This is a genomic window from Chryseobacterium sp. S0630 (genome assembly GCF_024158915.1).
Taxonomy (GTDB): Bacteria; Bacteroidota; Bacteroidia; order Flavobacteriales; family Weeksellaceae; genus Chryseobacterium.
In genome coordinates this window covers 1-16393 of sequence record NZ_JAMZGF010000025.1, presented here as the reverse complement: position 1 = coordinate 16393, position 16393 = coordinate 1, and the positions used below count along the sequence as shown (strand labels likewise).

Annotated in this window: 14 protein-coding genes; 2 read left to right on the top strand and 12 right to left on the bottom strand. The window is 36.2% G+C overall.

The window, feature by feature from the left end; translation table 11 throughout:
* Nucleotides 1-111: 111 nt before the first annotated feature.
* Nucleotides 112-2904: an excinuclease ABC subunit UvrA gene (gene uvrA / locus NK356_RS12695; RefSeq protein ID WP_034694509.1), complete on the bottom strand. Its 2793-nt coding sequence runs from the start codon at nucleotides 2902-2904 to the stop codon at nucleotides 112-114.
* Between the two features lie 636 nt (nucleotides 2905-3540).
* Here uvrA and NK356_RS12690 point away from each other — a divergent pair.
* The gene (locus NK356_RS12690) at nucleotides 3541-5352 is read left to right on the top strand and encodes a TonB-dependent siderophore receptor (protein WP_253317136.1); all 1812 of its coding nucleotides are present in this window, start codon (nucleotides 3541-3543) and stop codon (nucleotides 5350-5352) included.
* Between the two features lie 72 nt (nucleotides 5353-5424).
* Complete coding sequence (locus tag NK356_RS12685) at nucleotides 5425-6141, top strand: DUF2490 domain-containing protein (protein WP_034694295.1); 717 nt, start codon at nucleotides 5425-5427, stop codon at nucleotides 6139-6141.
* Here NK356_RS12685 and NK356_RS12680 read toward each other — a convergent pair.
* From NK356_RS12680 to NK356_RS12630, 11 genes are all read right to left on the bottom strand, one after another.
* Nucleotides 6138-6584 carry a phosphohydrolase gene (locus NK356_RS12680; RefSeq protein WP_034694511.1) on the bottom strand — a complete coding sequence of 149 codons (447 nt, stop codon included), beginning with the start codon at nucleotides 6582-6584 and terminating at the stop codon, nucleotides 6138-6140. The two genes, NK356_RS12685 and NK356_RS12680, sit on opposite strands and share 4 nt — an antisense overlap.
* A 79-nt stretch (nucleotides 6585-6663) precedes the next feature.
* On the bottom strand, nucleotides 6664-6999 hold the full coding sequence (locus NK356_RS12675; protein ID WP_034694298.1) for a YegP family protein: 336 nt from the start codon (nucleotides 6997-6999) through the stop codon (nucleotides 6664-6666).
* 28 nt (nucleotides 7000-7027) lie between these two features.
* Nucleotides 7028-7342, bottom strand: a complete 315-nt coding sequence (locus tag NK356_RS12670; protein WP_034694300.1) for a hypothetical protein — start codon at nucleotides 7340-7342, stop codon at nucleotides 7028-7030.
* Between the two features lie 144 nt (nucleotides 7343-7486).
* Nucleotides 7487-9262 (bottom strand): acyl-CoA dehydrogenase family protein, encoded by a 1776-nt coding sequence (locus tag NK356_RS12665; protein WP_034694302.1) that lies wholly within the window; start codon nucleotides 9260-9262, stop codon nucleotides 7487-7489.
* A gap of 143 nt (nucleotides 9263-9405) precedes the next feature.
* Nucleotides 9406-9774 (bottom strand): four helix bundle protein, encoded by a 369-nt coding sequence (locus tag NK356_RS12660; protein ID WP_253317135.1) that lies wholly within the window; start codon nucleotides 9772-9774, stop codon nucleotides 9406-9408.
* 56 nt (nucleotides 9775-9830) lie between these two features.
* Nucleotides 9831-11009, bottom strand: a complete 1179-nt coding sequence (locus NK356_RS12655) for an acetyl-CoA C-acyltransferase (RefSeq protein WP_253317134.1) — start codon at nucleotides 11007-11009, stop codon at nucleotides 9831-9833.
* Between the two features lie 105 nt (nucleotides 11010-11114).
* Nucleotides 11115-11579: an IS200/IS605 family transposase gene (gene tnpA / locus NK356_RS12650; RefSeq protein ID WP_253317133.1), complete on the bottom strand. Its 465-nt coding sequence runs from the start codon at nucleotides 11577-11579 to the stop codon at nucleotides 11115-11117.
* 80 nt (nucleotides 11580-11659) lie between these two features.
* On the bottom strand, nucleotides 11660-14053 hold the full coding sequence (locus tag NK356_RS12645; protein WP_114822154.1) for a 3-hydroxyacyl-CoA dehydrogenase/enoyl-CoA hydratase family protein: 2394 nt from the start codon (nucleotides 14051-14053) through the stop codon (nucleotides 11660-11662).
* A 53-nt stretch (nucleotides 14054-14106) separates the two neighbouring features.
* Entirely contained in the window at nucleotides 14107-14559 is a 453-nt protein-coding gene (locus NK356_RS12640; RefSeq protein WP_034694513.1) for a MarR family winged helix-turn-helix transcriptional regulator, read from the bottom strand.
* 165 nt (nucleotides 14560-14724) lie between these two features.
* Nucleotides 14725-15648, bottom strand: a complete 924-nt coding sequence (locus tag NK356_RS12635) for an ABC transporter ATP-binding protein (RefSeq protein ID WP_253317132.1) — start codon at nucleotides 15646-15648, stop codon at nucleotides 14725-14727.
* A 90-nt stretch (nucleotides 15649-15738) separates the two neighbouring features.
* Nucleotides 15739-16116 (bottom strand): GxxExxY protein, encoded by a 378-nt coding sequence (locus NK356_RS12630; RefSeq protein WP_034694311.1) that lies wholly within the window; start codon nucleotides 16114-16116, stop codon nucleotides 15739-15741.
* Nucleotides 16117-16393: the final 277 nt, after the last annotated feature.

The window sequence follows — 16393 nt, the reverse complement described above, 5'->3', positions numbered from 1 at the left end:
TGTTTTTTTATATAAAGTGTCAGATCTAAGGTTGATTCAAGACATTTATATGACTCTCAGACTCTTCTAAACCTCCATAAAAATCGGCTGTTTTAAAACAGCCGATTGTATTTATTGTTCCAATTTTTCTTTGATGTATTTTGCCGTATAGGACTTTTTATTTTTAGTCAGATCTTCAGGTGTTCCTGCAAATACAACTTCGCCACCATGTTTTCCGGCTTCCGGACCGATATCGATAATATAATCGGCACATTTGATAATATCAGGCTGGTGTTCAATAACAATCACCGAATGTCCCAGATCAATCAATGCCTGCAATGATTTCAGTAATTTCTGAATATCATGGAAGTGAAGCCCTGTGGAAGGTTCATCAAAGATGAATAATGTTTTATCCGTGGTTACGCCTTTTACAAGGAATGAAGCCAGTTTTACACGCTGTGCCTCACCACCGGAAAGGGTAGAAGAGCTTTGTCCCAGCTGGAGGTAACCTAAACCTACTTCCTGCAAAGGTCTCAGCTTCGTTACAATCTTTTCTTCATTATTATCTTTAAAGAACGCCAATGCTTCATCTACTGTCATATGAAGGATATCAGAGATGTTTTTCTCATCAAATCTTACTTCAAGAATCTCATTCTTGAATCGTGTTCCTTTACAAACCTCACATTCAAGCTCAATGTCTGCCATAAACTGCATGGAAACATTGATCACCCCTTCTCCTTTACATTCATCACATCTTCCGCCATCCACGTTGAAAGAGAAATGTTTAGGTTTATAGCCCATCATTTTGGCCACTTTCTGCTTGGCAAAAAGATCACGGATATCATCGTAAGCTTTTAAGTACGTTACAGGGTTTGAACGGGATGATTTTCCAATTGGGTTTTGGTCAATCAATTCAATATTTTTGATCAGTTTCTTAGGGAATTCTACAGAATCATAATCTCCTTTTTTACCACCCATTCCAAGCTGGATCTGGATGTCATTGGTAAGGATCTCTTTCATCAAAGTAGACTTTCCGCTTCCTGAAACTCCGGAAATCACGACCAGACTTTCCAAAGGAACATCTACATCTATATTTTTAAGGTTATTCTGGCGGGCTCCTTTAATATGAATCCATTCTTTTCCTTTTCTTCTTTTCTTCGGAACTTCAATTTCAAGCCTTCCGGTAAGATATTCTGAAGTAAGAGTATTGGCTTTTTTCAGGTCTTTATAATCCCCGGCAAATACCAGTTCACCACCAAGATAACCTGCTTCCGGACCGATATCAATAATATAGTCTGCAGCTCTCATCACATCCTCGTCATGTTCTACTACAATGACGGTATTTCCAAGATCACGAAGGTTTTTCAATACTTCGATCAGGTTTTCGGTGTCTTTAGAATGAAGTCCGATAGAAGGCTCATCCAGAATATAAATAGAACCTACCAAAGAACTTCCTAAACTGGTTGCCAGGTTAATTCTCTGACTTTCTCCTCCTGAAAGGGTATTGGACGTTCTGTTTAATGTTAAATAGCCTAAACCTACCTTTAATAAAAACTCAAGACGGGTGGTGATTTCGTAGATCAGTCTTTTAGCTACTTCTTTGTCGTGATCTGAAAGCTTTAATCCATTAATGACCGGAGCCAGCTCATCCAAAGGCAGTTCAATCATTGATTGAATATTGTGTCCGTCTACTTTTACCCAGCTCGTTTCTTCACGAAGTCTCAAGCCTTCACACGTAGGACAAAGGGTTTTTCCTCTGTAACGGGAAAGCATTACTCTGTACTGGATTTTGTATAGATTTTCTTCAAGCATTTTGAAGAAATTATTGATGCATGGGAAATTACTCTTTCCGTCACCTTTCCAAAGGAAGTTTTTCTGTTCTTTTGTTAATTGATGGTAAGGTTTGTGGATAGGGAAGTCACCTGCTTTTTTGATGAAATCTTTTTTCCATTCGCTCATCGTTTCTCCTCTCCAGCAGACAACAGCATCTTCGTAGATGGATAATGTTTTGTTAGGAACTACAAGATCCTCATCAATTCCGATTACTTTTCCGTATCCTTCACATGCCGGACATGCTCCGTATGGGTTATTAAAACTGAAAAAATGAACATTGGGTTCAAGGAACTCCATGCCGTCCAGCTCAAATTTATTAGAGAATTCCTTTACTTTTTCCGTTTCTGTGTTCTTTAGTGAACAATAGCCGCGTCCTTCATAGAATGCCATTTGAATAGAGTCCGCAAGTCTCTGTAAAAAACTTTCGTCTTCTTCGTACGAGAAACGGTCGATTACAAGATTGATGGTCATTCCTTTCTCAGGAGCGAATCCAAAGCTTTCCAGGTCTTCAATTCCGGCAACATTTCCATTGATTTCAAGCCTTGTGAAACCTGCCAGTTTTAAAATATTTAAGGTTTCTTTAAAATTATCAACATCATATTCCAAAGGAGCGGTCAATAGAAAAGAAGTATCCTTTTTAGAAGCTTTAATGAAGTCTACCACATCAGACACCGAATCTTTTTTCACTTCTTCTCCGGAAACCGGTGAAAAGGTTTTCCCGATCCTTGCAAATAAAAGCTTCATATAATCGTAGATCTCCGTAGAAGTTCCCACCGTAGAACGCGGATTGGAAGAAATTACTTTCTGCTGAATGGCAATAGAAGGCGCAAGTCCTTTGATATCATCCACTTTTGGTTTTTCTAATTTTCCCAAAAACTGACGGGCATAAGAACTTAAACTTTCTACATATCTTCTCTGTCCTTCTGCATAAATAGTATCAAAGGCCAAAGAGGATTTTCCACTTCCTGAAACTCCTGTAATAACAATAAGTTTATTTTTCGGAATCAGGACGTCTATATGTTTCAGATTGTTAAGATGTGCATTCTTAACGAAAATCTGTTTTTTTATGTCTATTTCTGTTGTGTTAGCCATATTTTGTTTATTCATAAAAAGACTGTACAGCATTAAGGCTGCCAGTAATGGTGTTTTGCCTTGGAATTTTCCTAGGCTGTCATCAATTGAACTCTTACCTGTATTCCCAGATTCATCTGATATTCGCAGCTATATTTTTTTAGATTGCTGACAGAAATACCATTGAAAAAAGAATAATTTCATCGTAAAATTAAGACCCACAAAATTACGAAATTTTAGCGAAAAATTTACGCTTATCTTATTGTTAAAAATTGTTATTATCTGCATGAAATAAGAAGACAAAAAAGGAAATAGATCTGTTGATGAATGATAAAAATGAATATTTTTTGTGGACTTAATGTTGTTTTACGGTTTATTTTACAGTGTTTTATATAATTTTTAAAAATATATTGTGTTTTTTTATTTAACTATTGTTTTATGTTGTAAAATTATTTAAAATTGTAGCCGTAAATATGTAATATAGAAATGAGAAAATTATTCAGAGATCTAGTTATACATTTAATGAGAAAAAGATAGAATTACTCCCTCACACAGATGCAGCATTACGTTGCATCTTTTTTTATGACAACTATCATTTGCCTGTCTTGGTGAACTCCCTTACTTTTGGACTCTGTTAAAAAAACTACGAAAACGATTATGATCAAAAAGATAGGAAGTGCTTTTTTTCTGGGATCTTTACTTTGGGTAAATGCACAGGAAAAGACAACAGATATTGAAAGCATCGAATTTCAGGGAAAATTTATCTCTACACCTTATAAAAGTGCCAATCAAAACATCAGTGTTATCACCAGAGAAGACATTGTAAATTCTCCGGCTAAAAGTATAGACGAAATCCTTCAACAGGTACCGGGAATGGATATCAGAAGGAGAGGAGCTAATGCAGTGCAGAGTGATATCGGTTTTCGTGGAAGTTCTTTTGAGCAGGTTTTGCTGCTTCTGAACGGAATCAGGATGAATGATTCCCAGACCGGACACAACAATATGAATATTCCGGTAGATCTGGATGAAGTAGAAAAGATTGAAATTATAAAAGGCCCTGCAGCAAGACGTTTCGGACAGAATGCTTATGCCGGTGTTATCAATATTGTTACCAAAACTACTCCAGGGAAGAAAGTGAAAATCAGTGCGGAAGGAGGTGATTATGGTTCTTATGGTCTTGGATTTAACGCTCAGATTGGAAATGAAAAGTTCACGAACTCCCTTCAGGCGAATTCTGCTTCTTCAGAAGGGTATATGTTCAATACAGATTATGAAATCAGAAATGTATTTTATCAGGGAAAGCTGAATATTAAAAACGGAGATGTGAGAGTACAGGCCGGGTTTTCAGAAAAGAAATTCGGGGCCAATGGCTTTTATGCTTCCAGCGCTGCTACAAAGCAGTATGAGGAAACACAGGCTTCTATTGTAAGTGTGGCTCATCAGCAGACTTTTGGAAAGCTAAAGCTTAGCTCTAATGTATACTGGAGAAGAGGACAGGATATGTACCTTTATGACCGATGGAATCCGGATTTTTACCGAAATATGCACATCGGAAATAATGTGGGTGGAGAAGTGAATTCCAGCTATCAGTGGGGATTGGGAACAACCGGAATTGGGGTTGAACTGAGAAAAGAATTTTTAGTAAGCAGTAATTTGGGTGACCGAAACCGTTTTGTGTCTCAGGTTTTCTTTGAACATCATTTTTCATTACTGGATAAGAAATTAAACATCAGTCCGGGAATTTCATGGGCTAATTATTCTAAGGAAGGAAATTTCTTCTATCCGGGGCTTGATGTAGGCTATAACTTTAATGCTAATTCTAAAATCTACGGAAACATCGCAAAAGTACACCGTGTACCCACTTTTACCGAGCTTTATTATGTAAGTAAAACGGAACAGGGAAATCCTGATTTACAGCCTGAAAATGCTCTGTCATCAGAAGTAGGATATCAATATCAGAATAACAGAATTTTGGCAAAAATCAGCGGGTTTTTAAGAAATTCCAGCAACTCTATTGACTGGATAAAAAAAGACCTGAGTGATAAAGTATGGTATGCTCAGAATGTAGGAGATATCAAAACCAAAGGAATTGAAGCAGAGTGGAGTCATAGACCGACAGAATGGTTAAAATATACAGTTGGCTACACATATATTGACAGCAAATATGAGGAAAAAGCTGGTGTGGTTTCAAGATATATTCTGGACAATCTGAAACATCAGTTTGTTTCCAAGTTAGAGGTGAAATTCCTGAAAAACTTTACCAATGAGCTTGTTTACCGCTACAATGAAAGAGTAAATCTGGGAACGTATAACCTTGTAGATGAGAAGCTGAGCTTTGCTAAAAAAGATTACTCAGTATATGTGTTGATTAACAATTTGACCAACACAAAATATACCGAAGCATTTGGAGTGGGAATGCCGCAAAGATGGTTCCATATTGGTTTTTCTTATACAATCAATATTAATTAATTGTTAATTTGAACATGAATAAAAGTTAATATTAACAAATTGTTAAAAAATATACATTTGCAAAAATTTTTTATGAAACGTCTTATAGGCTTAGGTTTATTACTTGGAATATCTTTTTTTAAAGCACAGGAACACATTTCCAGCTTCAATGCAGTGACTCTGACCTATAAGTTTCATCCGAAATTTTTCCTTTATGCTGAAGGGCAGATGCGTGGTAACGAAGATTATACCTACCCCGATTATTATGAAATAAAAGGAGGATTAGGGTATAATCTTACCAAAAACCACAAACCTTTCGTGGGGCTTGGAAGATATGTTAACTATAAAGAACATAGTCTGAGCAGAGAAGAGTTCAGGGTATGGCTTCAGGACGTTATCGATATCAAGAAAGGTATCGTAAAGTTTGAAAACCGTTTCCGTGCTGAAAAGAGCTGGTTCTATGAGCCAAAAACAGATCAGACTTCCCAGAGAATGCGTTACAGATACCGTCTGAACGTAAGTGTCCCTTTAAATGCAAAAACCATTAAGAAAGGAACTGTTTTCGCCAATGCTTATGACGAGGTGTTCTTTGTCTCTCCGATGAAGCCTACTTTCGCCAGAAACAGAGTCTATGGCGGTTTCGGCTATCAGATTGATGATTATTTCGGTATTGTGAGCGGATATCTGTGGCAGCGTGAATTTGAAGCAAAAGGAAACAAAAATTTACATTTCGTTTACCTTGCGTTAAACATCAATATCGATGGAACAGATCATCACACGAAAACTTACGATTTCCCGGGTGCGGATTAATATTTCTCTATCAGATAACGATAGGCTTTCAGATATTTATTGAATCTTTTAATATCCTTAGGAGTAAGCTCTCTGTTTACTCTTCTGAGGTCCATATTATCACGAAGATCATTCAGCTTCACTGCAACAGAAAGGAGAGAGCGTTCTGTTCTTTTGATGAATTCATCATAGTCTTCTTCCGGATCAAGCTTTGTAAGGCAGCTGATGGCAAAAATAATATATTCAGGGAATCCTTCCGATCTTAAATAATCCAGGCTGAATTCCAGTGGGTGATCCTCCACAACATCGTGCAGAACCCCTACAATCTTTTCGTCCAGTGTTTTACCATAATTCATTACACGCATTACATGGGCAATGTATGGAGCATGGTATTTATCGGTTTGTCCTTTATGAGCCTTATCGGCGATTTTGATTGCTTTATTAAGTAATTCTTCTTTTGTCATTTCTAATGAAAAATAGAGTACAAAAATAAAAAATGCCTTAAAAAAATAAGGCATTTTATGAAGAATATTTTATATGATTTTAAAAGTTTGTTTCATCCTCTATATGAGCATGTGGAGCATTGTTTTTTACGGATTCTATTCCGTTTTCCATGCCATTGTCAGATTCATACATCTGGCTGGTTCCTATGATTTGTCCGTTTCCTGCCTTTAGATTAAAATAGCATCTGCCGTCATTGGCCGTATTTCTTTCAAATTTTGCATCTTCCTGTGCATTGGTCTTTACAGATCCGATTCCGCTTTCGCAGGATGGTTTGGTGCTGTATCCCTGACTGGTCAAAATAACCTGTCCGTTTCCCGCTTTGAGGTTGAACTGAAAGTCTCCGTTTGTTTTTTTAGAGATGATAAATTTTCCCATGGTAATAGTTTTTGAGTTTGTGTTGTATTTATTTGGATGATAGTATTTTTTTCCGATTGGTCTGAAGCTTATCAGGAGTAATCGTATTTAAAATTTTATATTGTGAATAATCCTTTGAAGGTTCTTTTAAAGCCAGATATAGAGTGGTATCATTGGGCTTAACCGTTAATATTTTGTAAAGTTCTTTTTGAGGTTGATCTGGTTTCAGAGCAAAATATCCCGGGAATTTCCCTTTAGTAACCATTTTTGTGGTATCCATCTTGGGAACAGGAAGTAAATTGTCTTTTTTTTGTGCTGAAAAAGTAACGGAAATAAGGAGTATTGGAAATAATAAAATTTTCATGTGTTATTTTTTTAAAATAAAAATAATGATTTTTTTTGAATAAAAACACTGAATGCCAGTAAATTCGGTGGTTGTTATTATCAGCACATATAAAAAAAGCGCCTCAAAAATTGAGACGCTGAATCAAATTTATGTTATTAAAGACTAATAAGCTCCTTTCTCGATATAGTGTGCTGCTACTTTTTCAGTAAGCGCTACTACATTCGGATGGTTGGTATATTTAGTGAATCTTCTTAATCCTGAAAGCATCATTCTCTGCTCATCTCCTTCAGCGAAAGAAACGATTCCTTCTTTAGCGGCAGTGATGATTTTCTCAACCGCTTTGTAAAGGTTTAATTGAGCCATAGCTGCTTCTACAGATTCAGGAGAGAAGTGTTTCTCTGCTCTTAATACTGCAGATTCTGCCATATAAATCTGGTTAAGGATTTCAGAAGCATTCAATAATAAATGCTGTTGTTTTTCAATATCCATCATATATTTCTGAAGGGCAGCACCGGAAACCATTAAGAATACTTTCTTAAGGTTGGCGATAATTGCTTTTTCTTCGCTCATGAATTCTGAATAGTCAGGAACTTCAAATGAAGGAATACCCATCAATTCTTTGCTGATTGCCATAGCAGGAGATAAAAGATCTAATTCACCTTTCATTGCTCTCTTAATAAGCATTCCTACTGCAAGCAATCTGTTGATTTCGTTGGTTCCCTCATAGATTCTTGAAATTCTTGAATCTCTCCATGCAGCTTCCATAGGAGTATCTTCAGAGAATCCCATCCCTCCGTATACCTGGATTCCTTCGTCTGCTGTGTGTTGAGCAAGATCAGAAACGAATACTTTAAGGATTGAACATTCTACTGCAAATTCTTCCACACCTTTCAGTTCGGCTTCCTGATGGCTTAATCCACCTGCTACCAATTCGTCAATTTTATCCTGAACGTTTTTAGCTGCTCTGTAAGAACCTGCTTCACTTACGAAAACTCCGGTTGCCATTTCAGCAATTTTCTTTCTGATCGCTCCGAAAGTAGCGATAGAAACACCAAACTGTTTTCTTTCGTTAGAATATTGGATAGAGTGGTTTAAGATTCTTCTCTGTGCATCAAGACATGCTGCAGCCAATTTGATACGGCCTACGTTCAATGCATTCAAAGCGATTTTGAAACCATTGTTTCTCTCTCCTAAAAGATTTTCCACAGGGATCTTCATATCATTGAAGAAAACCTGACGGGTAGAAGAAGCACGGATACCTAATTTGTGCTCTTCCTCTCCGAAAGTTAAGCTTCCAGGGTTTTCAAGTTCAGATCTGTTGATTACAAATCCTGTGATATTTTTATCATCATCAATTTTAGCGAATAGTGTAAATGTATCTGCAAATCCTGCATTAGAGATCCACATTTTCTGTCCGTTGATGATATAATGTTTTCCGTCTTCGGAAAGTTTTGCTTTTGTTTTTCCTGAATTGGCATCAGAACCGGCATCTGGCTCTGTCAAACAGTAAGCTCCGAATTTTGTTCCCGTTGCTAAATCCGGAAGGTATTTTTTCTTTTGTTCTTCAGTTCCGTAAAGAACGATTGGCAACGTTCCAATTCCGGTGTGTGCTCCATACGCTGTAGCTAATGAACCTGTAGTTCCTGATAGATAATCACAAGCAAGCATTGTAGTCACAAAGCCCATTCCAAGACCTCCGTATTCTTCAGGAACAGCGATTCCCAACATTCCCATTTCGCCCAGTTTACGCATTGTCTCCTCAGTAAATGCATAATCTTTCTTCTCAAAACGTTCTCTTTGAGGAACTACTTCTCTATCTATAAATTCCTTCGCAGAATCACGAAGCATCTTTTGTTCTTCATTCAGTTCTTCAATACTGAAAATTTCGTTTGCAGGAATTTGTTTGATCAGGAATTCCCCGCCTTTTAATGTAGCCATATATTATTTTGTTTTTTAAATTTTTTTGAGATATTGAGATAATAGACGGATAGATGATAGATGATTTAGCGTGGTCTATTTTCTATCTGTCTATTATCTCTCTGTCTATTATCTTTTTGTCTATTATCTCTCTGTCTTTTTTATTAATCTCTATTTAAAGTATTCTGAAATACCATTGTCGCTTTTTGAAATTCTTCAATCTTAATTTCAAAGATTTCGGTTTTTTCATCAGATAAATATTTTCTATGATTTGCCAATAATATCTGTGTTTGCAATTCAAAGGAAGAACCTAAAGAAATATCTAAAAAATGACTAAAAGACTTATTTGTTCTGCTTGAACCTTCGGCTATGTTTGATGGAATTGAAATTGAACATCTGTCCATTTGACTTTTCAACCCATATTTTTCATAAGTTGGAAAAGTATCTGTAATATCTAAAGTCAACTTTGATAATTCCATACCCATTTGCCAAATTTTAAGCTTCTTAAAATTGTGCCTTTTAAAATCATTCATGCATTCCTTATATTTTTACCTTCTATTATCTATCCGTCTATCATCTATTTGTCTATCTAAAGCAGTTCAAAAATAGAAGCTGCTCCTTGTCCTGTTCCCACGCACATAGAAACCATTCCGTATTTATTACCGCGTCTTCTCATTTCATCAAGAAGTTGTACCGTTAGTTTTGTTCCTGTACATCCAAGCGGGTGTCCAAGGGCGATAGCTCCTCCGTTGACGTTTAAAATATCAGGATTTAAACCTAATTCTTTTTTAATAGCAACAGATTGAGAGGCGAAAGCTTCGTTAAGCTCGATCAAATCGATGTCTTTTAATTCTAAACCAGCCTGTTTCAATGCTTTTGGAATAGCATAAATAGGCCCCATTCCCATGATTCTTGGTTCTAATCCGGCTGCAGCATAAGCCACTAATCTAGCTTCAGGCTCCAGTCCTAATTCTTTTACCATTTCCTCACTCATTACCATTACGAAAGCCGCTCCGTCACTCATCTGAGAAGAGTTTCCGGCAGTTACGCTTCCTCCGTTGGCAAATACAGGTCTTAGTTTGGCTAATCCAGCTAATGAAGTATCAGCTCTAGGCCCTTCGTCTACTGAGAAATCAAACTTTTTAGACTGAAGCTTCTGATTTTCGTCAAGGAAATTATATTCTACAGGAATCGAAACAATCTGGTTGGCAAATTTTCCTTCCTGATTAGCTTTTAAAGCCTTCATGTGAGATTCAAAAGCAAACTGGTCCTGTTCTTCTCTCGTAATATTATATTGTTTAGCAACTTCTTCTGCTGTGTAGCCCATTCCCCAGTAGTAATCAGGGTTTGTTTTTGCGATATCCGTTTCTGGAACCGGCTTATAACCTCCCATTGGAATGTATGACATAGATTCTGTACCTCCAGCGATAATACAATCTGCCATACCAGCCTGGATTTTTGCAGAAGCAATAGCAATTGCCTCACTTCCTGATGCACAGTATCTGTTCACGGTTACTCCCGGAACTTTATCGGTATTTAACCCCATCAAAGAGATCAGACGTGCAACGTTCAGCCCTTGTTCAGCTTCCGGCATTGCATTTCCTACGATAAGGTCATCAATTCTGTTTTTATCTAATTGTGGTAGCTCAGCCATTAATTTTTCAATAACGGTAGCCGCCATTACATCAGGTCTTGTAAATCTTAAACTTCCTTTTGGAGCTTTTCCAACGGCAGTTCTGAAACCTTTTACTATGTATGCTGTTTTCATTTTTTTTGTTTAATTAAATTGTTTTAAGAATTTTTTGCCTCGTAGAGGTAAACTGTTCATAGATTTTTGTTTTTGCTTTTTGAGGAGCTCCGTAGGAGCGATCTGTTAATCATTAATCCATTCGAATAAATATTTTGGATCATATTCTATCTCAAATTTTGACATAAAATCCAGGTATTCTTCTCTAAAAGTTTTCTTTTTATGATGTTCTTCCTGATTTAAAATATATTTTACAACAGAATCAACACTGCTTTTAGAATAAGAAAAAGCTCCGTATCCTTCCTGCCAATTGAATTTTCCATTTACCCATCCTTTTTCATTGATGAATTTTGAAGAACCCGCTTTAATATCTCTTACTAAGTCTGAAACCGCAAGTGTTGGATTCATACTTACAAGAATATGTACATGGTCAGGCATTGCAAAAACTGCGAATAATTTTTGGTTTCTATTGGAAATAATACCTGTTATAAACTGATGTAATTCTTCTCTGTTTTCTTTTGAAATCAGATTTTGTCTTCCTTTTACAGCGAAAACAATTTGAATATAAATCTTAGTGTAGGTATTTGCCATACATTAACAGGTCGCCTCTACGAGGCTTTCCAATTTTAAATTATTCATGCTATTAACAGGTCGCTCCTACGGAGCTTCCGTTAGTTTCTCAAAGGTTTCCCATTTTGCAACATGTACTGAATTCTCTCTAAAGTTTTTCTTTCTCCACAAAGCTGAAGGAACGTTTCTCTTTCAAGGTTCAATAGATACTGTTCTGTTACCACTGTTGGTTCAGATAAGTTTCCACCTACCATTACGTTGGCCAGTTTATCAGCAATTTTCTTATCGTGTGCTGAAATGAAGTTTCCGGTTAACATCTGGTCTGTTCCTACGTAGAACATTCCTAATGCATCTTTACCAAGAACTTTTACTTTTTGCTCGATAGGCTGAGTATATCCTTGTTCTGCTAATAGTTTCGCTACTTTTTTAGCTTCAGCAATCTGTCTGTTTTTGCTTACAGAAACGATGTCTTTCCCTTTTTCAAGGATTCCCATATCGTAAGCTTCATAAGCAGAAGTAGCTACTTTACCCATGGCGATGTTCATGAAAGCATCACGAAGTCTGTTATTTTTAACATCATCGTTGTGGAATTCTCTGGAAGTTCTTAAAGTAAGCTCTTTAGTACCACCACCACCAGGAATTACTCCAACTCCGGTTTCTACAAGTCCGATATACGTTTCTGCCGCTGCAACCACTCGGTCTGCATGCATGGTCATTTCGCATCCTCCACCTAAAGTCATTCCGTGAGGAGCAACTACTACAGGAATAGAAGAGTAGCGTACTCTCATCATTGATTTCTGGAAGTAAGCAATTGCCATGTTCAAATCATCCCAATCCTGCTCAATAGCCATCATAAGGATCATGGCAAGGTTAGCTCCTACAGAGAAATTAGCTCCCTGGTTTCCAACCACTAATCCGTCATATTCTTTTTCAGCTAAATCAATGGCTCTGTTTAATCCGTCAAGAACTTCGCCTCCAAGAGAGTTCATTTTTGAACGGATCTCGAAGTTGATGATACCATCTCCTAAATCTTCAATCGCAGCACCTGAATTGCTCCAAAGTGTTTTATTTTTTCTGATATTATCTAAGATGATGAATGCATCCTGGCCAGGAATTTTGTTGTATTCTCCTGAGTTTTTATCAACGTAAATGCTTTGTCCTTCGTCGTTAACTTTATAGAACGTTTCCACATTTTTTACCCAATCAGAAACCTCGTATCCGGCATCTTTTGCCAGTTCAATACCTTTCTGAACACCTACAGCATCCCAGATTTCAAATGGTCCGTTTTCCCATCCGAAACCAGCTCTCATAGCGTCATCTATTTTATAAACTTCGTCAGAGATTTCAGGAACTTTGTGAGAAACATAAGCGAATAATGCTCCTAAAGACTTTCTGTACAATTCACCAGCTTTATCTTTACCACCGATTAATACTTTGAATCTGTCAATCGGTTTATCAATAGCTTTTGTTAATTCTAAAGTAGGGAATGATGATTTTCCTTGAAGTTCATACTCTAAAGTATCAAGGTTTAATCCGTGAATTTCAGATTTTCCTTCTGCGTTTTTCACTTTTTTATAGAAACCTTGTTCTGTTTTTGAACCTAACCATTTATTATCCATCATTTTCTGGATATAAGGAGGAAGAGCAAATACATCATTGAAGTCATTCGCTTCTGCACCGCTTTGACGAACTCCGTTGGCTACCATTACCAGAGTATCAAGACCTACAACGTCAGCTGTTCTGAACGTAGCCGATTTTGGACGCCCGATGACAGGACCGGTTAATTTATCAACATCAGAAACGGTAAGTCCTAATTTCTGTACATTGTGAAGAAGATCCATCATAGAGAATACACCGATTCTGTTGGCGATGAAAGCTGGGGTATCTTTAGCTAAAACGGTTGTTTTACCCAAGAATTTTGCCCCATAATTCATATAGAAATCGATGATCTCAGGATCTGTATCGTTAGTTGGGATAATCTCTAATAGAGGAAGATATCTTACAGGGTTAAAGAAGTGTGTTCCCGCGAAGTATTTTTTGAAATCCTCGCTTCTTCCTTCTGTAAGGAAATGAATAGGAATACCGGATGTATTAGAAGAAATCAATGTTCCCGGTTTTCTGAACTGTTCAATTTTTTCGTATACAGACTTCTTGATATCAAGTCTTTCTACTACTACTTCAATGATCCAGTCAGTGTTTTTTATTTTCGGCAAATCGTCATCGAAATTTCCGATTTTGATTCTGTCTGCAAACTTTGGTGAATAAAGAAGTGCAGGACTTGCTTTTTTAAGTTTTTCAAAGTTTTCGGAAGCAATTCTGTTTCTTACTACCTTGTCATCTTTGGTCAAACCTTTTTTTTGTTCAGCTTCAGTAAGTTCAAAAGGAACAATATCCAAAAGTGATACTTCAACGCCGATATTGGCGAAGTGAGCAGCGATTCCGCTTCCCATAATTCCTGAACCAAGAACCGTTACATGTTTGATTCTTCTTTTCATATGTAAATTTTTATTTGTATAAGATTATATGAGCCCTAAGGTTGCATCATAATTTATTTTCTGTTATTCAATAATTCGTTTGCGATTTTCATGATCTCAGTCATCACGTCTTTAAAAGCATCCAGTTTCTCCGGAGCTATTTTCTCCATCACCTTCTTGTTGAAGTTGACAACGACTTCCTTAGACATGTTTCTGGAATTTAATCCTTTGTCTGTAAGTTTAATGATCACCTCTCTTTTATCAGTGGTGGTCTTTTCTTTATAGATGTATCCGTTATCTTCAAGAAGTTTGATGATTCTTGTTAATGAAGTGGGTTCAATAGCCATCTTCGGACCAAGATTCGTACTTCTGGTTCCTTCTTTGGGATCTATTTTAAGAAGAGTGAGTGCCTGTACTGCAGTGGAATCATGTTCCTGAGCCAGTTCTGTGTACATTTTAGAAACAGCCAACCAGGTCTGTTTTAAAATTAAATCTACGTTTTCTATTTTTTCCTTATTATTATCCATCATTTTTGCGCCAATGGTTTTACCCAAATTTAATAAATATTATGCATGCATAATATTTATTAACGTTAAATTTTGTTAATAGGCTGTAAATAAACGGATTAAATTGTATGACTTGCATAATACTATGCATGCATAATATGTGAATAAATTAAAGAAAATTCAGTATTAATGAATGTTTTGAATCAAATTAACGATTTCTTCAAAAGATTCACATTGGTAAGTGTGGGAATCTTTATTAATTACCCAAAAACTGTTCTGAAATTCAAAATTTAGCTCAGACAGGTCTTTTTGGAAGTTTTTTTGAAGTAAAGAATACAGCATTTCCTTGTGAAATTGCGGTGCCGAGATAAAAGGTGGAATAAAGGTCTCGTTGATTTGAAATAACGAAGCATTAGTAAGTTCATCGTGCTGAAGCAAAATATCCTCCACAATCCCTGAATACAGGTGATTTTCCTTTATATACCATATTTTGTCTGCAAACTCTTTGGCGAGTCTCCAGTCGTGGGACGAAAACAGGATAAGTTTGTTTTGTTCCTTGGCCAGCTTTCTTAGGGTTTTTAGAATAATAATTTTGTTTTTTTCATCCAGATGGGTAGTCGGTTCATCCAGAATAATGATAGATGAATTTTGAGTAATAGCACGCCCGATAAATGCCTTCTGAAGATTTCCATCTGACAGGTTTTTCAAAAGAGTATATCTGTACTGATTCAGGTCCAGTTCTTCAATAATATGAGCCACTTCTTCACGGTCTTCTTTTTTTAGTTCAAAATAAAAAGGGTAGTAGATGTATTTTCCCAGAGAAATAAGATCTTCAACCGTATAATGCTGTGGAATAACCGACTTTGAAAAGACAATAGCAATATTTTCCGCAATTTCTTTTACGGAAAGATTTTTCACATTTTTTCCGTTAATAGCAATCTCTCCATGCAGTAAAGGCATTTGATGCAGAATAGATTTGATCAATGTTGTTTTCCCTACACCGTTATTACCAATCAGGAGGCATACATCGCCAAGCTTTAAATCTGCATTAGCATTGGAGATTAATGTTGTATTGTAGCCGATATTAGCCTGTTTGATCTGTAGGTGCATGTTTTTATTGGTTATACGCGAAGGCGCAAAATTGTTTTACAAAAATAATGTTTTAAGGTGCAAGGAATTTGTCTTTGCCTAACTTTTATTCTACAAATTGTTTACAATTCTTGTTACTCCGTTTTTGAAGACATCAGATTGAAAGTTGAGCAGCATACCCAATTTGCAATTTGACATTTTTAAATAGGTTAGTAATTGAGCTTTATGAGTAGGATTTATGTAGTCAACTGCTTTTATTTCCAGAATCACTTTGTTTTCAATTATCATATCAAGTCTGAAAGCGTTTTCTATTCTCAAATCTTCATAAATAATAGGAAGTAATTTTTGTTTTTCTACAAGAAATCCTGACTTTGTTAATTCATAGAACATACATTCTTCATATACATGTTCAAAAAGTCCTGCTCCAAGCTTTTTATGAATCTTTAAGCCTGCTTCAAAAACAATTTTTGAAATTTCATTTTCTGTCATTTGTGGTGTTTTGTTAAGTTTAAATATATGAATTGTTAATGAAAGGATATTATACCTTAAAATATTTTATTTAGGTGTGTTGTTGGGTAAACGCAAAGACGCAAAGGTTTTTATACAATTTTTATATTTTAAGACGCAAGAAAATCGAAGGATTTCAGCAAGAGAATTGAGATATTTTTTTGTTTAGAATATACCGTATCCAATTTTATCGTAGATAAAATCTTTGCGCCTTAAAAAGTTATAATTAAAAATAACCTTGCGTCTTTTCGTTTTCCAA